This window comes from Phenylobacterium sp. Root700 (genome assembly GCF_001429025.1).
In the GTDB taxonomy this organism is placed as follows: domain Bacteria; phylum Pseudomonadota; class Alphaproteobacteria; order Caulobacterales; family Caulobacteraceae; genus Phenylobacterium.
Map to the genome: position 1 here is coordinate 1 of NZ_LMHT01000005.1, position 16,977 is coordinate 16,977.

The following is a 16,977-nucleotide window of genomic DNA, read 5'->3' on the forward strand; positions in this document are numbered from 1 at the left end:
GTTGAATCAGCTCAGCTCAGCAAGGGGAATCACTTCCGTGCATCCCGTAGCCCGCTGGGGGAGCTGTCAGCCGCTTGGCTGACGGAGGGGGACTTTGACTCCTTCAGAAAGCCCCCTCCGTCGCGCTGCGCGCGCCACCTCCCCCAGCGGGGGAGGATCTAGGCCGCCTGCCCGAAGAACGCCGCGATGGCGGCCTTGGCCTCCGGTTCTTCCAAGGTTGGCGCGTGGCCCATGTTCGGGATCTCGACGCGGGTCATGTGCGGGGCCGCGGCGCTCATCCGGCCGGCGATGTCGGCGTCGAGGATGTCGGAGGTCTCGCCGCGCACCAGCAACAGCGGGCGGTCCTTGGCCAGGGCGCCAAACAGCGGCCAGAGGTCGGGGACGCCCGCGGCCGGGGCGCCGTCGCTGGCCGGCGCGGCGGTCTTGAAGGCTTGGGAAATCGCCGGATCGTAGTCGAGCGAGAAGACCCCGTGATCGTCGCGGAACACCCGGCGGGCGAAGCGTTCCCAGTCGGCGTCGGTCAGGTGGGGCAGGGCCTCGCCGTTGATCGCCTTGGCGTAGGCCGTCGCCTGCGCCCAGCTGGAGACCGCCGGCGCACCGCCGACATAGCTGGCGATGCGGGCGATGCCGGCCGCCCCGACCTCCGGCCCAATGTCGTTCAGCACCGCGCCGGCGATCAGGTCCGGCCGCATGGCGCAGAGCGTCATGGTGATCAGCCCTCCCATCGAGGTGCCGACGAAGTGGGCGCGGCCGATGCCCGACTGGGCCATCAGGGCGATGACGTCGGCGGCGTAGACCGCCGGGTTGTAGTTGGCGGGATTGGGGTCGCGGCCTGAATTGCCGCGTCCGCGCACGTCGATGCTCAGCACCCGCCGGCCCTGGGCGGCGATCAGCGGGGCGAGGACTTCGAAGTCGCGGGAATTCCGCGTCAGGCCATGGATGCAGATCACCGGCAGTTTCGCCGGCCCCGAGGCTGGGGCGTGGTCGCGGGCGAACAGGGCCAGGCCGTCGGCGCTGGTCCAGGTACGGTCGGTGATCATGTGGTCGGCGCCTTCTTCAGATCGTCATGGCCGGGCTTGACCCAGCCATCCATAGACCCCGCGGTTCGCGGCTATTTGGTGAGTTTGGTGTTTATGGATCCCCGGCGTTTCAGCCGGGGATGACGAGTCTAGCGGGGCGGGCGCCCCTATCCCAACCCATACGGCCGGTACGGCCCGGCGATGAGCTGTTCGAACACCCCCATACCGGTTTGCACCGCCTCGCCGGGGGTGGAGAGCGTCACCCGCGAAAGGGCCTGGATGTGGACGTTCTCCGGGCTGGCCATGTCGACGGCGGCCAGGTCGATGTCCTCGCGCTCGACCACCAGTTCGCCCTTGTAGCCTCCGTGCCGCCAGGTCGGCGCGCCATAGCCGATGCCGCGCATCAGGAAGGTCAGGAAGGGTTCGAAGGTGATGCTGGCGCTGCCTTGCGCCAACGGCACGTTCAGCGTCCCGCCGCGCGCATGGCGGGTTCCGGCGATGAGATTGACGTCCCCCATCACCGCGGCCTCGGTCTCGTAGTGGGCCTCGGGGCCCGAGCCGTCCGGCGCGATCACCGCGCGGGTGTTCCAGGCGCGGCCCTCAGGATCGGCGTTGATGTGGAAGAAGACGCTGCGATCCACGAAGTTCAGCGGCGTCCACTGCCAGAAGAACCCGCCAAGCGTCATCGGGACCGGCGGCTGGGGATCGGGCGCGCCGATCGGGCGAATGCCCCAGGAGCGGTCGCGGCTGCCCACCGTGCCGGCCTGAAGGTCGCGGCGCTGGCCGTCGATCTCGATCCAGCCGGTGATGCGGGCGTTCTGGGTCAGGCGGGTATAGTCCATGAAGGCGCGCGGGCCGATCCGGCGCATGAAGCGCGGCTCCTCGATCGGGAAGGCGCGACCCTCGAAGATCAGTTCGGCGGCGAACCCGTTGGATGGCTCGATCACGACTTTCAGTTTCTGCAGCGGCTCCAGCACCTCGATGCGGATCGGGCCGCAGGTCAGGTCCATGCGCTCCATGTTCAGGATGCGGCTGGCGTGCAGGCAGTATTGCACCCCGTCGCGGATCACCGAGAAATGGGCGTCGGCGATGTTGAGCTGGGGGTAGACCCCGAAGGCGGCGGCGAAGAACTCACTGCCGTCAGGCGCATAGCCGTTGAAGAAATAGCGATCGTAGAAGTTCCGGTCCGTGCCGGCGTAGGCGATCGGCTCCGGTGTCTGGTGGATCGGAAAATCGTCGGCCTTGGTCAGCATGAGGCGTCCTCCCAGACGTTGAATTGGCGCGCGATCTTGTCGCAATCCGTCGACGGTATTGCGACGCCGCCTATTGAGGCAGTATCAAGTGAAGCAAGAAAACAAAACAAGGGAGGATGCTTTTCGCTGACGCCACGTAAGGTTACGGGACGTAAAGACGAAGAGCTCGGCGCACCATGAGCAGCATCGGCGTTCGCATACCCGACGACCACGCGCGCAACCTGGTCGACCCTACCGCCTATGCGGATGGGCGAATTCACGAAACCTATGCCTGGTTGCGCGGCGCCAACCCCTTCGGATTGGCCGAGGTCGAGGGGTTCGACCCGTTCTGGGTGGCGACCAAACATGCCGACATCCTGGAGATTAGCCGCCAGAACGCCCTGTTCCACAGCGGCGATCGCTCCACCGTGATCACCAACAAGGCCGCCGATACGGCCGTGCGCGCGATGATGGGCGGCAGCCCGCATCTGGTCCGCAGCCTGGTGCAGATGGACGCACCCGATCATCCGAAATACCGCGCCCTGACCCAGGCCTGGTTCATGCCGCCCAACATCAAGGGCCTGGAGGACCGCATCCGGGGCATCGCCCGCAAGGCGGTGGACAAGATGGCGGCGACCGGCGGCGAGTGTGACTTCATCAGCCAGGTGGCGCTGCACTACCCGCTGCACGTGATCATGGAGATCCTCGGCGTGCCCGAGGCCGACGAGCAGCGGATGCTCACCCTGACCCAGGAGCTGTTCGGCGCCACCGACCCGGAGCTCGGCCGCAAGAGCGACCGCGAGGCCGACCTGACCAAGCTGCTGTCGGAGGGCGTGGTCGCCGACTTCTACGCCTATTTCGCCAAGCTCTCGGCCGACCGCCGGGCCAATCCGACCGACGATCTGGCGACGGTGATCGCCAATTCGCAAATCGACGGCCAGCCGATCTCCGAGTTGGAGGCGATGAGCTACTACATGATCGTCGCCACCGCCGGCCACGACACCACCTCCTCGTCCACCGCCGGCGCCATCTGGGGCCTGGCCGAGAACCCCGAGCAACTGGCCAAGGTGAAGGCCGATCCCTCGCTGATCCCTGGCCTGGTGGACGAATCGATCCGCTGGATCACGCCGGTGAAGACCTTCATGCGGACCGCCACCGAGGCGACGGATTTCGCCGGGCGCAGCCTGGCCAAGGACGATTGGATGATGCTCTGCTACGCCTCGGGCAATCGCGACGAGGCGGTGTTCGATGATCCCGCCGCCTTCCAGATCGACCGCAAGCCCAACAAGCACCTGGCGTTCGGCTACGGCGCGCACCTGTGCCTGGGCCAGCATCTGGCCAAGATGGAGATGCGGATCCTCTGGGAGGAACTGCTGCCGCGCATCAAGTCGCTGGAATTGAACGGCCAGCCCAAGAACAGCCAGGCCACCTTCGTCAGCGGTCCCAAGACCCTGCCCATCCGCTTCGAGATGCATTGACCAGCATGGCGTTGGAACCCCGACTGGCGACCTATATCGCCGCCCGAATGCCCCATGCGTCCGACATCGCGGTCGAGGATCTGTCCCGGATTTCCGGCGGCGCGTCGCGTGAGACCTATCGTTTCCGGCTGCTGTGGACGCAGGACGGCGCGCGCCAGGAGCGCAAGCTGATCCTGCGGCGCGATCCGCCCGCCTCGCTGATCGACACCGAGCGGCGGATCGAGTTCGAGGCCTATCGCGCCTTCCGCGGCAGCGCCGTGCCGGTGCCCGAGATGCTGTGGCTGGAGGAAGAGGACGCCGTCCTCGACCACCCGTTCTTCATCGCCGAGGAGATCGCCGGCTTCCAGGCCTCGCCGCAGCTGTTGTTCGGCCCGCCCTATGTCGAGACCCTGGCGAAGCTGGGCGAACGCAAGTGGACGATCCTGGCCGAGATCGCCAAGGCCGATCCCGCCGCCATCGGCCTGACCGAGGTGATGCCCGCCGTCGCCGCCGACGCCTGCTGGGATCGCGAGCTCTCTTACTGGGAGGGCGTGCTGGACGAAGACGAGTCCGAACCCCTGCCGATCATCCGGGCCGCCATCCGCTGGCTGCGGGCCAATCCGCCGCCGCCGGCCCAGAAGGTCGGTGTGGTGCACGGCGACTACCGGACCGGCAACTTCCTCTATGACGAGGTGGGCGGCATCCACGGCATCCTCGACTGGGAGATGGCCCATCTGGGCGATCCGCTGGAAGATCTCGGCTGGAGCTTCAATCCGGTCTGGTCGTTCGGCGCCGGCATGGCTGGCGGGCTGCTGCCGCGCGAGCAGGCCATCGCCATCTGGGAGCGGGCCAGCGGCCTTAAGGCCGATCCCGCCGCCCTGCATTGGTGGGAATTGTTCAACTGCGTGAAGGGCCAGGCGATCTGGGTGTCCTCGGCTCGGGCCTGGCTCGACGGCGGCAACCGCGAGCCGATCATGGTCTATCCGCCCTGGGCGCTGCTGAACGCCCAGGACCGCGCCGCTCTGATCGTGATGGGACGCCTATGACCCCCTCCGTACCCGCCGTGCTGGCCGAGATCGCCGGTCTGGCCATTCGCAACACCATGCCCGACGTCCACCCGGCCGACCGGGCCAGTTCGCTGGGACTATCGGCGCTGCTGCTCAGCATGGCCGCCGAGGTCTGGGATGGGACCGCCGCGCGGCTGGTCGAGGAGAACCGCGCCGTGCGGGCCTTGTTGGCTAGGGCTGGCGAGGTCGGGTTGGACTTCGCCGCGCTGGCGGCCGGCGACGACGCCGACCTGCGGATCTCGTCGCTACAGGCCGGCAACGACGCCCTGCGCGCGGCGCTGATCACCCTGCACGCCGCCGCCGAGGCCAAGGGCGCGGCGCTTGAGGCCGACATCTGGGCCGAACTGGTGGCCTCGACCGAGCGTCGCAAGATGGCGGCCTCGCCGGTTTAGGCCCGCTCCCACTGTCGTCATCCTCCGGTCGTCTGCAAGACGATCCGGGGGACCCAAGCTGCCTGGCAAGTTCGACAACTCAGCTTGGGTCCCCCGGATCTCGCTTCGCGAGCCCGAAGGATGACGAGGTGGGGACCTTTCAATCCGCTTGCCTCAACGTAAGCCGTCGACAAGCGCGTCCCGGTCGGGTTTGCTGCGCCGCCCGCTGGTTTCAGCGGGCCAATTGCAAACTCGTATTTTTTGATTGGGGACGATTTTTCAGATGGCGAGAATATTGCCCGAACCCACGCCGGAGACCCAGCATTTCTGGGACGGGGCCCGCAACGGCGAGCTGCTCCTGCAACGCAACAAGGCCACCGGCGAGGCCTATTTCCCGCCGCGTCCGTTCTGCCCGAAGACCGGCTCGCGCGACGTCGAGGTGTTCAAGGCCAGCGGCCGCGCCACCCTGTACTCCTATGTGATCAACCACCGCCCGCGCCCCGACATGGGGACCGAACCGCACTCGATCGCCGTCGTGCAACTGGAGGAAGGTCCGCGGATGATGACCAACATCGTGGGCTGCCCGCAGACCCCCGAGGCCCTGGTCCTCGACATGCCGCTCGAGGTTGTTTTCGAGAAGGTGAGCGACACGATTTCGCTGCCGCTGTTCCAACCGGCGAAGGGCTGAGGCGAGATCCATGAAGCAGAATTCAGTCGCGGTCGTCGGGGCCGCGGAAACCACGAAGATGGGCAAGATTCCGGACGTGTCCGTGATCGGCCTGCATGCCGACGCCGCGCTCAACGCCATGAAGGACGCCGGCCTCAATCCCTCGGATATCGACGGCGTGGCCTGCGCCGGGATCAGCCCGGTGGAGCTGGCGCACTATCTGGGCATCACGCCGACCTATGCCGACGGCACCAGCGTCGGCGGCTGCTCGTTCATGCTGCACGTGCGCCACGCCGCCGCGGCGATCAATGAGGGGCTCTGCAAGACCGTCCTGATCACCCACGGGGAATCGGGGCGCAGCAGAGTCGGCGCCGCCGGCTGGGGCCGCGCGCCGTCCAGCCTGATGGGTCAGTTCGAAATGCCGTTCGGCGTCACCTCGCCGCCGACCATGTTCACGATCCCGGTGCTTCGCTACATGAAGACCTACGGCGTGACCGAGGAAGACCTGGCCACGGTCGCGGTGGTGCAGCGCGAGTGGGCGGCCAAGAACCCCCGGTCCAGCTTCAAGGATCCGATCAGCGTCGACGACGTCCTGAACTCGCCGATGATCGCCTGGCCGTTCCGGATGCTGATGTGCTGCCTGGTCACCGACGGCGGCGGCGCGCTGATCCTGACCAGCGCCGACCGGGCCAAGGACTTCCCGAGCAAGCCGGTCTACGTGCTGGGCACGGGCGAGAGCGTCGAGACCCCGATGGTGAGCCAGATGGAGGACTTCACCTCGTCCAAGGCGTTCCGCGTCTCGGGCAAGAAGGCCTTCGACGAGGCGGGCATCAAGCACTCCGACGTCGATCACCTGATGATCTACGACGCCTTCGCCCACCTGCCGCTCTACGGCCTGGAAGACCTGGGCTTCGTGAAGCCCGGCGAGGCCAAGGACTTCGTGCGCGAACGCAACACCGCCATCGGCGGCAAGCTGCCGATGAACACCAACGGCGGCGGGCTCTCCTACATGCACTCGGGGATGTACGGCATGTACGCCCTGCAGGAGAGCGTGCGTCAGATGCGCGGCATCGCGCCGGCCCAGGTGGAAGGCGCGAAGATCAGCGTCTGCCACGGCGTCGGCGGCATGTTCGCCGCGTCCGGGACGGTGATCTTCTCGAACGAGAAGTGACCTAGCGCCGCCCCTCCACACGTCGTCATGGCCGACCGCTTGTGTCGGCCATCCATAGACACCCGCGTCGGCGTTTATGGATCACCGGGACAAGCGCCCGGTGATGACGATCTGGAGGGGAGAGCTATTCTAAAACAGCGACTTACCGCAGTTTATGCTGCACCTATGCTGCAAGGCGTGGGTGCAGCATTTTTTCTGCGCCCTAGACGCCCTTGTTCGGGTTGATCAGGTACTTCTCGCCGGTCGCGCGCTTGTTGTAGGCGGCGATGATGTCCGGCTGCAGCGCCTCGGCCAGCGAGATCTCGGCGGTGTAGTGGCTGGCGAAGGTGGTCTTCAGTTCGGCCGCGACGCGGGCGCGCAGCTTGGCGGCGTCGGCGCCGATCTTCACCAGGAAGGGCGTGAGCAGCCAGCCGTTGACGCCCCAGGACAGGCCGAAGTTGCGGGCCAGTTCGGTCGGCCGGGTGTCCAGGCCGCCATAGATGTAGACCTGCTTGTAGGTCGAGGAGCCGTAGCGGCTGTAGACGGTGGCCTTGCGGTTGGCCGCGACTTCCATGGCCGAGAGGATCTGCGAGGCCAGCTTGCCGCCGCCGATGGCGTCGAAGGCCAGCGTCGCGCCGGTCTCGTCGATGGCGTTGGTCAGGGCTTCGATGAAGTCGGGGGCGGTGGAATCGACCACATACTTCGCGCCGATGCCAGCCAGCAGGTCGGCCTGCTCCTGGCTGCGGACGATGTTGACCAGGGCTACGCCGTCCTTGATGCAGATCTTGTTCAGCATCTGGCCGAGGTTCGAGGCCGCTGCGGTGTGGATCAGGGCGGTGTGGCCTTCACGGCGCATGACCTCGACCATGCTGAGCGCGGTCAGCGGATTGACGAAGCACGAGGCGCCGTCGGCCGGGGTGGCGTCGTCGGGCAGCAGCAGGGCGTCGGCGGCCTTGACGCTGCGGTGCTGGGCGTAGGTGGCGCCGCCGAGGATGGCGACGGTCTTGCCCAGCAGGGCCTGGGCTTCGGGAGAAGCGCCGGCCGCGATCACCACGCCGGCGCCTTCGTTGCCGACCGGCATCGAGTCGTCCAGACGGCCGGCCATGGCGCGCATGAATTGCGGCGGGATCGGCGCGGTGAGGACCGCTTCGGCGCCTGAACCGGTCACCTTGGCGCCCGAGACATCGGCCGGGCCGAGCAGCAGGCCAAGGTCGGAGGGGTTGATCGGCGCAGCTTCGATCCGCACGACGATCTCGTCGGCCGCCGGCTCGGGGATCGGCACGGGAACCAGCGAGAGTTCCAGTTCGCCGCTCGACTTCACCTGTGAGCGCAGTTGCAGGCTCGTTCCCATAGTCGTCTCCCGTCCTGATTGATTGTGGTTGGCAAGTAGGGGCGAGGCGCGGCCCCGGCAATGGGAAAACGCACGATCGGTCGTATTATGTACCTCGTGCTGCGCAGCATGGCCCGCAGCATTTCGCCGCGCGATCTATCCTTAGTCTAGCGATGTTCGATCGGTGGGGGCTGCGCGAGATAGCCGAACGCGGCGCGCAGCACCCGGCGTTTCAGGCCTGCGCGGTCGGGCGCCGGGTTGCGGCCTTCGGCGTCGATCAAGGCGCGGGCGATGTGCAGCAGGTCGGCGGCCGCCTCGGCGCAGGCGGCGGGCTGGGCGCCGGGCGCGCGCCGCAGAATCTCGGCGATCAGCCTTTGCATGGCGTCCTCGGCCTGGCTCGTCTCGGGGTCCAGCGGCAGGCGCGCTTCCTCGAAATCCAGGATGCGGGCCAGGGTCGGACTGTCCAGCTGGTGGGCCACCGCCACGTCGACCAGCCGCTCCAGCGCGGCCGTCCAGGCGCCGTCGTTCGCCGCCGCATCCTGGGTCAGGCTCAGGAAGTCCCGCGCGTCACGGCGTATCAGGGCGGCCATCACGGCGTCCTTGCCGGGGAAGTACTGGTAGAGCGATCCGACGCTGACCCCGGCGCGAACCGCCACGGCGTTGGTGTTGAATCCCTCCAGGCCATGGCTCTCAAGAATGTGAGCAGCGCCGTCGAGAATGGCGTCGACCGTGGCCGTCGATCGCTGCTGACGCGGGCGTTTTCTTGGGCTGAGCGCGGGCGGCATGCGACGCCTCCGGATGCGAGTAGGTCTAATCCGATGAAAAGCTCACATTTGGCGCGCGGTCAATGGCGGCCGCGTTTCCAGAGATCCGACATGTCTGAGCCCGCCCCCTCGCAGAACATCACCGTCTTCATGTTGATCAAGACGACGCCGGCCTGGTTGGCCTTGCCGCCCAAAGCGCGGTTCGCCTTCTTCGACGCCCATGTGCGGCCGCTGCTGGCCGCCCGGCCTCAGGTGCGGCTGCGCTACTTCGACGCCGAGTTCTACACCGCCCGCTGCACCGACGTGATGATGTGGGAGACTTCCGATCAGAGCGCCTATCGCGCCATCGTCGAGGAACTGCGCGAGACCCTGTTCTGGGATCATTACTTCCAAATTGTCGAGATCGTGCCGGCTGTCGAAGACGCCTATGCCGACCACTACGACCAGGATCGTATCGCTTGATCCGCTGAGGGGACGGCTCGGCCCGAGCTTGGCCGTGCTATACAGCCTCTGATGGTCAGGACCCTCCACCAAGGTCTGCGCGCCGGGGCGGTGCTCATCGCCCTGGTCGCACTCCTCTTCGGGATCGCGCCGGCGCACGCCGCGCCGGCCCGCGCCCCGGACGTGATCTTGACGGGAACGCTCACCGGCGCCGCGCACGAGACCTATACGGAGCTCCCGTTCAAGCTGCCGGCCGGGGTCGAGCGGGTCACGGTCGAGTTCGCCTATACCGGCCGCGAGCAGCGCTCGGTGATCGATCTGGGCCTGCGCGATCCCGAGCGGTTTCGCGGCTGGAGCGGCGGTAACAAGAGCAGCTTCACCCTGGCGGAATCCGACGCCACGCCATCCTATTTGGCCGGGCCATTGAAGCCGGGCGTCTGGAAGCTGGTGCTGGGCGCGCCGAACATCCGCAAGGACAGCCGGCCCGCCTACACCGCCAAGATCTGGTTCGACCGCAAGGGCGCGCCGTTCGCGGGTTTTGGCGATCAACCGCTGGCCACCGGCGAGCGCTGGTGGCGCGGCGACCTGCACATACACACCGGCCACAGCGACGGATCGTGCCTGTCGCGCAAGGGCGCCAAGGTCCCGTGCCCGACCTACAAGACCCTGGAGGCGGCGAGCGCGCGGGGGCTCGATTTCGTGTCGGTCACCGACCACAACGCCACCTCGCAGTTCGGGGCGCTGCGCGAGCTGGCGCCCTATTTCGACGATCTGCTGATCATTCCGGGGCGCGAGATCACCACCTTCCACGGTCACGCCAATCTGTTTGGCCCAACGGCCTTCGTCGACTTCCAGCTGGGGAGCGCGCACGCGCCCAGGCTGGCCGACATCCTGAAAGAGGTCGAGGCGAGCGGCGGGATGATCGCGATCAATCACCCTGGCCTGCCGTCCGGCGAGTTTTGCATGGGCTGCGGCTGGACCGCGCCGGACACCGACTACGCCGGGATCGCGGCCATCGAGGCGATCAACGGCGGGCAGGTCGAGGGGCCGCTCTCCGGGATCGGCTTTTGGGAGGCGCGGCTGAACGAGGGGCTCCGGATCACCGCTATCGGCGGATCGGACAATCACGACGCCACGCTTGATCCCGCCAAGGCGCCGGCCATCGGGATGCCCACGACCGTGGTGCGGGCGGGCGAGCTGAGCCAGGCCGCGATCCTGAAGGCGATCGGCCAGGGCCACGTTTTCCTCGACGTCGCCGGGACGCGCGACCGGATCCTGGAGGTCCGCGCCAGCGCTGACGGCACGACGGCGCAGATGGGCGATGAGTTGCCCGCGGCGGCCGGGACCAAGGTCCGTGTCGAGGTCAGGGTGGTCGGGGTGGCGGGCGGCTCGATCTCGCTGGCCGGCGATGGCGCGAAGCTGGCGACATTGGCCGATCCGAAGCTGACCGCCGCCGACCAGACGCTGGTGTTCGAGTTCGCCGCCGACGGCGCGCGCCGCTGGCTGCGGGTGGATGTGCGCTCGTTGCAGGGCAAGCTCGTCCTGCTGGGCAACCCGATCTATCTGAGGCCCTGAGGCCCGCGCCCGGAAACTCTTATTAACCCTGTTGGGGGTAGGGTTTGGCGTCGTGACGTCGTCGGGAAGAGCATGGGGCTAAATCCGGAATCTCGCGCCCGTTTCAATCTCGAGCGCGCTTCGGTGCTGTTGCTCGAAGAATCCCCCATGGGCATGAGCATCCTGGTCCAGATCCTGACCGGGTTCGGCGCCAAGACCCTGCATCGCTGCGAAAAGGTCGAAGAGGCCAAGGACGCCATCGGCAAGGTCGAGGTGGACCTGATCATCTGCGACGCCCTGGGGGCGAGCGGCGCCGGGTACGATTTCGTCGAGTGGCTGCGCGGCAGCCGCATCGAACCCAATTGCTATGTCCCGGTGCTGCTGACCGCCGGCCATACGCCGAGCAACGCCGTGGCCCGGGCCCGCGATTGCGGGGCGCATTTCGTGATGGCCAAGCCGCTGACGCCCATCGCCGTCCTGGAGCGCATCCTCTGGATCGCCAGGGAAGGGCGCCGGTTCGTCGAGTGCGACACCTATATGGGCCCCGACCGGCGCTTCAAGAACGAGGGCGTTCCCTCCGGCATGGTCGGGCGCCGCCGCGACGATTTGCATGGCGACATCGGCCAGGCCGAAACCCCCAACATGGATCAGGAAGTCATCGACAGCCTGATGAAGACGCGACGGGTGGAACTATGAGCTCAGTCAAAATCCACACCCCGCCGGTCCGGCTGGCGAAACTGCTGCGCACGCCGGGCGGTCTGCCGGTCGCCGAGGCCGTGCAGCGGGCCGGGGCCGGGCTGGAGAGCCTGAAGACGGACTGCCTGGGCGAACTGAAGACGGTGCTGGAGGCCGCCGAGGCCTGCGCCGCGCGGGCCAGCGACGCCTTCGATGCGGACCTGTTGGCCGAACTCTACGGGGTGGTCTCCAAGCCGATCGGGGTGCCGAGCGTCTGCGGCCTGGCGTCGATGGACACCGCCCTGATCAGCCTGTCGGATCTGCTCGATTATCTGAAGGGCCAGCAGCGGTGGGACGCCAACGCCGTGGCCGTCCACCTGCGCGCCCTGCGCCTGTTGCTGCACACCGAGGGCGCGGCCGACGCGGCCGGCACCCAGGCGATCCTGGCCGGCCTGCGCAAGGTCAGCCAGCGCTACGCGCGGCCCAGCGGGGCCTGACGCTCAGGGATTGAGGCGGTCGGTGATCGCCCAGAGGCCGTCGACCACGGACTTCATCGTCGCGGGGTCGGCGTCGTCCTTGCTCCACAGCATGCGCATGGCGTTGACGTGCACGCCGATCGAGGCCCAGTCGGCGCGATTGTGCGTGCGCTGACGGTCGACCAGTTCGCAGAGGCTGTAGCAGGCGTCGCAAAGCACGCGCTTGTTGAACACCCCGGCGATGTCGAGGATGGTCGAGCCTTCCTCATAGACGGTGTCCAGCGCCGCGGTCTTTTCGCGGCACATGACTTCCAGCCGGCCGATCATGTGGCCGAGGGACTTCATCGCGTCGCCGGCGTGGGCGGCCAGTTCGCGCTGGGCGCGGTCGCTGGCCAGGCCCGCGGTCATGCCGCCCGGCTGGGCGACCTGCTCGGAGAGGCGGTACTTCACCTTGACGAATTCGGCTTCGCTCACAGCTGCACCTTCGAGGGTTTCATCAGCATGTCGATGTCAGACTGATCGAGATTTGGGGCGGTGGCCGCGCCGACATTGGCTGAGAGGTCGTCTTTCCGACGTCCCTTGATCCCCAGCGGCGGGCCCATGTTCTTGAAGCGGCGGTCGGGGCCGACATAGCCCTGGGCGACGACCATCTGGCGTTCGTCCTTGGCCACCCAGAATACCCGCTGCAGCAGGATTTCCGGGGTGAAGGGCTTGGAGACCACGAAGTTGGCGCCGGAATCGCGGCTTTTCTCGACCATGCTGCGGGCGGCGTGGCCGGCCAGCATGATCACCGGCGTGAACTTCGACACATCCGGCGCCTCGCGGCGCAGCCATTGCACGAAGTCGTAGCCGTCCATGTCGGGCATGGAGCTGTCGATGACGATCAGGTCGACTTCCTGGGTCTTGACGACGTGCATCGCCTCGGCCCCGGAGCCGCACTTGAACTGCTTGCGAACCCCGAACCCGCGGAACATCGAGTTCAAGGCCTCGAGCGCCTGCGGATTGTCGTCGACGAGCAAGACCCTGGAACGGTCCAGATTGATTCTGATCTTGGGGTCCAGGGCCATGTCGATGCGGTCCCTTAGAAGAGATCCAGATCGCCGGCGTCGGCGGCTTGGGCGCGCATCGGACCTTCACGCGTGACCCGGGCCAGGCGGTTGGCGAGATCGCCAAGCGTTACGCTGGCGACGGCGTCGGAGAGATCATAGCCGCCCGACTCCGCCTGAAGGGCGAGCTTGCGGGTGAAGGTGGCCAGGGCCGCGAGATGCTGGGTCAGCACGTCGAGGGTCTGGGCCTCGTGCAGGGCGATGGCCAGCGGCTCGCCGCGGCTGGCGCGCACGAGTTGCGTCACCAGCGTTTCCAGCCGGTCGCACAGCTCTCCTGCATGCTCCAGTTCCTGGGCGATGGAGGACAGGACCTCGGGGGTCTGAACGGCGGCGGATCGGCTCATCAAAACAGCTCCACGGACCCTTCGTCCTGAACCGGCGCAGGGGGCCGCACCACAGGATCGCGCAGACGGGTTAGCTCCGCGTTATCAGTGACGGTTCTTTGTTGGGCGCGGCCGGTGGTCGGCCAGTACTGGACACGCCGCGCGGCCAGTCCGCCAAGGCTCGATCCCACCACCGGAATGCCTTCGTCGCGAAGGAATTTCTCGGCGAAGGCGGCGTTCGAGGCCCCGACATCCGACAGCCCGCCGAACATCCGTGCGCCGCCGAACAATTTTGCTTCCAGCCGGTCGCGACGCGCGCCCGAACGCAGCAGTTCGTTGATCAGCAGTTCCATGGCGTAGGCGCCGTAGCGCCGTCCCTCGTCCAGGCCCTCGGCCCGGCCTTCAGGCAGCAGGAAGTGGTTCATGCCGCCGACGCCGGTCTTGGCGTCGCGCATGCAGACCGCCACGCACGATCCGAGGATCGTGGTCAGCATGACCTCGGGGTCGTCGGAAATATGATGCTCGCCTTGCACCACATGAATCCGTTTGCCCGGTCGTCCAGAGACGTTTTCGACGATCATGTGAGGGGGCCGAACACCGCTTCGATTTTTTCTTTGAGGGTCTGGGTGGTGAAGGGTTTCACCAGGTAGTTGTTGACCCCGAACTGCACGGCGCGCTGCACCAGCTCGCGGTCGGCGCGGCCGGTCAGCATGATCACCGCGGTCTTGGAGGTCGGGCCGTGCGCGCGGATGGCGCGCAGCAGGCCAAGACCGTCCAGCTTGGGCATGTTGAAGTCGGTGATCACCAGGTTGCACGGCGCCGAAACCAGGGCGCGCAGGGCTTCCTCGCCGTCGGGCGCCTCGCGCGTCTGGGTGATGCCCAGGGCGTGCAGGCTCGTGCGGATCAGCGAACGCATGGTCTGTTGATCGTCGACGATCAGGGTTTTGATGCTGAGAGCGGTAGGCATCAGGCGTTCCTATGCGTATCTGCGGCGCAGAGATTCAAGATTGCGGATCCCATCCTCGAGAGCCCGACCTGCTTCTCGACGGCGCCGATTTCGAACGCGACCCGGGGCATGCCGTAGACGACGCAGGACGATTCATCCTGGCCCAGGGTGCGTGCGCCGGCTTGCTTCATGGACAACAGGCCGGACGCGCCGTCCCGGCCCATGCCGGTCAGGATGACCCCGACCGATGGACGGTTCAGCCTGGCGACGGACTCAAACAGCACGTCGACGGAGGGGCGGTGGCCGTTGACCGGCTCGCCGGCGCGCAGCCGGATCACCGGATGGGAGGACGAGGTGACCTCCATGTGCGCGTCGCCGCCAGGCGCGATGTAGATGTGCCCGGCCTGCAGGCGGTCGCCGTCCTGAGCCTCGGTCACATGGGCGCCGGAGATCTTGTCCAGGCGGGCGGCGAAGCTCTTGGTGAAGGTCGCCGGCATGTGCTGGGTGATCACGGTCGGCGGGCAGGTGTCGGGGAAGTTCGACAGGATGGTCATCAGCGCCTCGACCCCGCCGGTCGAGGATCCGATCGCCAGGACACCGTCGGTGGCCCGGTAGTCGCGGGCGCGTTCGACCGGGACGATGGGGCCGTTATAGGGCTTCACCCTTGCACGGGCCGCGGCCTTCACCTTGGCGGTGAGCTCGGCGAAAGCGTCTTGGGCGGTGACGCCGCCCACCGGCTTGCCGACGCAATCCACGGCGCCCAGCTCCAAGGCCTGCAGGGTCACGTCCGCGCCGGCCTGGGTCAGGGTCGAGACCATCACCACCGGCGTCGGCCGCAGGCGCATGATCTTTTCCAGGAACTCCAGGCCGTTCATCTTCGGCATCTCGATGTCGAGCGTGACGACGTCGGGATTGAGCTTCTTGATCTGCTCGCGGGCTTCGATGGGATCGTTGGCGAAGCCCAGGACCTCGATCTCGGGGTCGCGCTTCAGCGCCGCCCCGATCAGGCCGCGCATGGTGGCGCTGTCGTCTACAACCAGGACGCCGACGGTCATCGCACGACCCCCGCGACGGCGTAGGTCGTCAGGCCCGTGGTCTCGAACAGGCTGGCGCCTGGCCCGGTGACCCGCTCGGAGTGGCCGATATAGAGGGTGCCGCCCGGCTCCAGGGTCGGGGCGAACCGGCTCCAGATGCGTTCCTGGGTCGGCTCGTCGAAATAGATCACCACGTTGCGGCAGAAGATGGCGTCGAACTTGCCCTTCATCGGCCAGTCGCCGATCAGGTTCAGTTCGCGGAACGACACCAGGGTCCGCAGCTCGTCGGCCACTTCCCAGGCGCCGTCGCCGGCCTTCCTGAACCACTTGCGTCGCAGGTCGAGCGGCACCGGGGTCACCGCGTCCTCGCGATAGACGCCCGCGCGGCCCTCGGCGACCATGTTCGGGTCGATGTCGGTGGCCAGGATCTTCACGTCCAGGTTCGCCGCTTCCGGCAGAGCCTGCAGCACGGTGATGGCCATGGAGTAAGGCTCTTGCCCGTTGGAGCAGGCCGCCGACCACAGCCGGATCCGGCCGCCGCGGCGCGCGCGGTCCACCAGCTTGGGCATCACCACGTCGCGCAGATGGTCGAAGTGGTGCGGCTCGCGGAAATAGCGGGTCACGTTGGTGGTCAGCGCCGCCATCATGGTCTGGCGTTCGTCGACCCCCTGCTTGTCCTCGATCAGGGCGCAGTAGTCCCGGAACGAGCGCAGGCCGAGCGAGCGCAGGCGCTTGGCCAGACGCGAATAGACCAGCGCCGCCTTGCCCTCGGCCAGCGCGATGCCGGCGTGGCTGTGCAGGATTTGGGCGATCTTCTTGAAGTCTTCCTCGGTGAACAGGAACTCGCCTTCGACGAGCCCTGTACCGTTGGACTTGGAGCGTGTGTCGGCTGTGGTCATGCCGCTTCGGCTTCCATTTCGGGCAGGACCCGGTCGAGCGAGATTAGGCTGACCATGCGTCCGTCGACGGCGAACAGGCCCTTCACGAACATCTTCACGGTGTCGCAGGCCACGTCGGGCGTCGGCTGCACCATGTCGTCGCTCAGGTTGATGATGTCGCTCACCGCCTCGACCAGCAGGCCGAGCGTGCGGCCGCCGACATTGACCACCATGATCACGTGGCGGGCGCTGGGCTCGCTGGTGGTCAGGCCCAGGCGCGCGCCCAGGTCGACGATCGGCAGCACCGCGCCGCGCAGATTGATTACGCCCTTCATGTAGGACGGGGTGCGGGGCAGGGGCGTGGCCGGGGTCCAGCCGCGGATCTCACGCACCTGCATGATGTCCACGCAGAATTCCTGGTCGGCGATGCGGAAGGCGATCAGTTCGCGGCGCGCGCCGGTCGATTGGGTGACGGGATCGTGCATGC

The 16,977-nt window shown here is 67.2% G+C and carries 21 protein-coding genes; 9 read left to right on the plus strand and 12 right to left on the minus strand.

The features are described 5' to 3' along the window. Nucleotides 1–158 precede the first annotated feature (158 nt). Complete coding sequence (locus ASE02_RS01505) at nt 159–1,040, minus strand: alpha/beta fold hydrolase (RefSeq protein ID WP_056730471.1); 882 nt, start codon at nt 1,038–1,040, stop codon at nt 159–161. Between the two features lie 146 nt (nt 1,041–1,186). Further along, the gene (locus ASE02_RS01510; protein WP_056730472.1) at nt 1,187–2,272 is read right to left on the minus strand and encodes a hypothetical protein; all 1,086 of its coding nucleotides are present in this window, start codon (nt 2,270–2,272) and stop codon (nt 1,187–1,189) included. 176 nt (nt 2,273–2,448) lie between these two features. Here ASE02_RS01510 and ASE02_RS01515 point away from each other — a divergent pair, with 176 nt between their 5' ends. The 5 genes from ASE02_RS01515 (at nt 2,449) to ASE02_RS01535 (ending at nt 6,984) form a co-directional block, all read left to right on the plus strand. Then, nucleotides 2,449–3,729 carry a cytochrome P450 gene (locus tag ASE02_RS01515; protein ID WP_056730474.1) on the plus strand — a complete coding sequence of 427 codons (1,281 nt, stop codon included), beginning with the start codon at nt 2,449–2,451 and terminating at the stop codon, nt 3,727–3,729. A 5-nt stretch (nt 3,730–3,734) separates the two neighbouring features. Further along, nucleotides 3,735–4,754, plus strand: coding sequence for a phosphotransferase family protein (locus tag ASE02_RS01520; RefSeq protein WP_056730635.1), 1,020 nt, complete (start codon nt 3,735–3,737; stop codon nt 4,752–4,754). Beyond that, nucleotides 4,751–5,167: a hypothetical protein gene (locus ASE02_RS01525; protein ID WP_156405875.1), complete on the plus strand. Its 417-nt coding sequence runs from the start codon at nt 4,751–4,753 to the stop codon at nt 5,165–5,167. Before ASE02_RS01520 ends, ASE02_RS01525 begins: the two co-directional genes overlap by 4 nt. A gap of 262 nt (nt 5,168–5,429) precedes the next feature. Beyond that, nucleotides 5,430–5,834, plus strand: coding sequence for a Zn-ribbon domain-containing OB-fold protein (locus tag ASE02_RS01530; protein WP_056730478.1), 405 nt, complete (start codon nt 5,430–5,432; stop codon nt 5,832–5,834). Nucleotides 5,835–5,844: 10 nt separating this feature from the next. Continuing rightward, nucleotides 5,845–6,984, plus strand: a complete 1,140-nt coding sequence (locus tag ASE02_RS01535; RefSeq protein WP_056730480.1) for a thiolase — start codon at nt 5,845–5,847, stop codon at nt 6,982–6,984. Between the two features lie 202 nt (nt 6,985–7,186). On the opposite strand, the gene ASE02_RS01540 is transcribed toward ASE02_RS01535, so the two are convergent. Both ASE02_RS01540 and ASE02_RS01545 read right to left on the minus strand, forming a co-directional pair. Continuing rightward, entirely contained in the window at nt 7,187–8,314 is a 1,128-nt protein-coding gene (locus ASE02_RS01540; protein ID WP_056730482.1) for a zinc-binding dehydrogenase, read from the minus strand. 146 nt (nt 8,315–8,460) lie between these two features. After that, on the minus strand, nt 8,461–9,078 hold the full coding sequence (locus ASE02_RS01545; protein ID WP_056730484.1) for a TetR/AcrR family transcriptional regulator: 618 nt from the start codon (nt 9,076–9,078) through the stop codon (nt 8,461–8,463). A gap of 90 nt (nt 9,079–9,168) precedes the next feature. Here ASE02_RS01545 and ASE02_RS01550 point away from each other — a divergent pair, with 90 nt between their 5' ends. The 4 genes from ASE02_RS01550 to ASE02_RS01565 all read left to right on the plus strand — a co-directional run bounded on the left by ASE02_RS01550 (nt 9,169) and on the right by ASE02_RS01565 (nt 12,224). Then, a complete protein-coding gene (locus ASE02_RS01550) occupies nt 9,169–9,519 on the plus strand; it encodes a darcynin family protein (protein ID WP_056730486.1) in 351 nt (116 codons plus the stop codon). A 51-nt stretch (nt 9,520–9,570) separates the two neighbouring features. Beyond that, entirely contained in the window at nt 9,571–11,073 is a 1,503-nt protein-coding gene (locus ASE02_RS01555; protein WP_082601817.1) for a CehA/McbA family metallohydrolase, read from the plus strand. A 123-nt stretch (nt 11,074–11,196) separates the two neighbouring features. Beyond that, a complete protein-coding gene (locus tag ASE02_RS01560) occupies nt 11,197–11,748 on the plus strand; it encodes a response regulator (protein ID WP_162257124.1) in 552 nt (183 codons plus the stop codon). Beyond that, nucleotides 11,745–12,224, plus strand: a complete 480-nt coding sequence (locus ASE02_RS01565) for a hypothetical protein (protein ID WP_056730490.1) — start codon at nt 11,745–11,747, stop codon at nt 12,222–12,224. The genes ASE02_RS01560 and ASE02_RS01565 overlap by 4 nt, the downstream gene beginning before the upstream one ends. A 3-nt stretch (nt 12,225–12,227) precedes the next feature. On the opposite strand, the gene ASE02_RS01570 is transcribed toward ASE02_RS01565, so the two are convergent. From ASE02_RS01570 to ASE02_RS01605, 8 genes are read right to left on the minus strand one after another with little or no spacing between them, the layout of a single operon-like run. Continuing rightward, nucleotides 12,228–12,677, minus strand: a complete 450-nt coding sequence (locus tag ASE02_RS01570) for a hypothetical protein (RefSeq protein ID WP_056730492.1) — start codon at nt 12,675–12,677, stop codon at nt 12,228–12,230. Next, complete coding sequence (locus ASE02_RS01575; RefSeq protein WP_056730493.1) at nt 12,674–13,270, minus strand: response regulator; 597 nt, start codon at nt 13,268–13,270, stop codon at nt 12,674–12,676. Before ASE02_RS01575 ends, ASE02_RS01570 begins: the two co-directional genes overlap by 4 nt. 14 nt (nt 13,271–13,284) lie before the next feature. Further along, on the minus strand, nt 13,285–13,653 hold the full coding sequence (locus ASE02_RS01580) for a hypothetical protein (protein ID WP_056730495.1): 369 nt from the start codon (nt 13,651–13,653) through the stop codon (nt 13,285–13,287). Further along, nucleotides 13,653–14,213 carry a chemotaxis protein CheD gene (locus tag ASE02_RS01585; protein ID WP_056730497.1) on the minus strand — a complete coding sequence of 187 codons (561 nt, stop codon included), beginning with the start codon at nt 14,211–14,213 and terminating at the stop codon, nt 13,653–13,655. The genes ASE02_RS01580 and ASE02_RS01585 overlap by 1 nt, the downstream gene beginning before the upstream one ends. Then, nucleotides 14,210–14,599 carry a response regulator gene (locus ASE02_RS01590; RefSeq protein WP_056730499.1) on the minus strand — a complete coding sequence of 130 codons (390 nt, stop codon included), beginning with the start codon at nt 14,597–14,599 and terminating at the stop codon, nt 14,210–14,212. Before ASE02_RS01590 ends, ASE02_RS01585 begins: the two co-directional genes overlap by 4 nt. Next, nucleotides 14,599–15,633 carry a chemotaxis response regulator protein-glutamate methylesterase gene (locus tag ASE02_RS01595; protein ID WP_056730501.1) on the minus strand — a complete coding sequence of 345 codons (1,035 nt, stop codon included), beginning with the start codon at nt 15,631–15,633 and terminating at the stop codon, nt 14,599–14,601. The genes ASE02_RS01590 and ASE02_RS01595 overlap by 1 nt, the downstream gene beginning before the upstream one ends. Continuing rightward, nucleotides 15,630–16,511 carry a protein-glutamate O-methyltransferase CheR gene (locus ASE02_RS01600; RefSeq protein WP_056730503.1) on the minus strand — a complete coding sequence of 294 codons (882 nt, stop codon included), beginning with the start codon at nt 16,509–16,511 and terminating at the stop codon, nt 15,630–15,632. The genes ASE02_RS01595 and ASE02_RS01600 overlap by 4 nt, the downstream gene beginning before the upstream one ends. Continuing rightward, nucleotides 16,508–16,975, minus strand: a complete 468-nt coding sequence (locus ASE02_RS01605; RefSeq protein WP_056730505.1) for a chemotaxis protein CheW — start codon at nt 16,973–16,975, stop codon at nt 16,508–16,510. Before ASE02_RS01605 ends, ASE02_RS01600 begins: the two co-directional genes overlap by 4 nt. Nucleotides 16,976–16,977: the final 2 nt, after the last annotated feature.

Coding starts and splice junctions, on each gene's coding strand:
- ASE02_RS01505 (WP_056730471.1), bottom strand. CDS start 1,040: ATGATCACCGACCGTACCTGGACCAGCGCCGACGGCCTGGCCCTGTTC.
- ASE02_RS01510 (WP_056730472.1), bottom strand. CDS start 2,272: ATGCTGACCAAGGCCGACGATTTTCCGATCCACCAGACACCGGAGCCG.
- ASE02_RS01515 (WP_056730474.1), top strand. CDS start 2,449: ATGAGCAGCATCGGCGTTCGCATACCCGACGACCACGCGCGCAACCTG.
- ASE02_RS01520 (WP_056730635.1), top strand. CDS start 3,735: ATGGCGTTGGAACCCCGACTGGCGACCTATATCGCCGCCCGAATGCCC.
- ASE02_RS01525 (WP_156405875.1), top strand. CDS start 4,751: ATGACCCCCTCCGTACCCGCCGTGCTGGCCGAGATCGCCGGTCTGGCC.
- ASE02_RS01530 (WP_056730478.1), top strand. CDS start 5,430: ATGGCGAGAATATTGCCCGAACCCACGCCGGAGACCCAGCATTTCTGG.
- ASE02_RS01535 (WP_056730480.1), top strand. CDS start 5,845: ATGAAGCAGAATTCAGTCGCGGTCGTCGGGGCCGCGGAAACCACGAAG.
- ASE02_RS01540 (WP_056730482.1), bottom strand. CDS start 8,314: ATGGGAACGAGCCTGCAACTGCGCTCACAGGTGAAGTCGAGCGGCGAA.
- ASE02_RS01545 (WP_056730484.1), bottom strand. CDS start 9,078: ATGCCGCCCGCGCTCAGCCCAAGAAAACGCCCGCGTCAGCAGCGATCG.
- ASE02_RS01550 (WP_056730486.1), top strand. CDS start 9,169: ATGTCTGAGCCCGCCCCCTCGCAGAACATCACCGTCTTCATGTTGATC.
- ASE02_RS01555 (WP_082601817.1), top strand. CDS start 9,571: ATGGTCAGGACCCTCCACCAAGGTCTGCGCGCCGGGGCGGTGCTCATC.
- ASE02_RS01565 (WP_056730490.1), top strand. CDS start 11,745: ATGAGCTCAGTCAAAATCCACACCCCGCCGGTCCGGCTGGCGAAACTG.
- ASE02_RS01575 (WP_056730493.1), bottom strand. CDS start 13,270: ATGGCCCTGGACCCCAAGATCAGAATCAATCTGGACCGTTCCAGGGTC.
- ASE02_RS01580 (WP_056730495.1), bottom strand. CDS start 13,653: ATGAGCCGATCCGCCGCCGTTCAGACCCCCGAGGTCCTGTCCTCCATC.
- ASE02_RS01585 (WP_056730497.1), bottom strand. CDS start 14,213: ATGATCGTCGAAAACGTCTCTGGACGACCGGGCAAACGGATTCATGTG.
- ASE02_RS01590 (WP_056730499.1), bottom strand. CDS start 14,599: ATGCCTACCGCTCTCAGCATCAAAACCCTGATCGTCGACGATCAACAG.
- ASE02_RS01595 (WP_056730501.1), bottom strand. CDS start 15,633: ATGACCGTCGGCGTCCTGGTTGTAGACGACAGCGCCACCATGCGCGGC.
- ASE02_RS01600 (WP_056730503.1), bottom strand. CDS start 16,511: ATGACCACAGCCGACACACGCTCCAAGTCCAACGGTACAGGGCTCGTC.
- ASE02_RS01605 (WP_056730505.1), bottom strand. CDS start 16,975: ATGCACGATCCCGTCACCCAATCGACCGGCGCGCGCCGCGAACTGATC.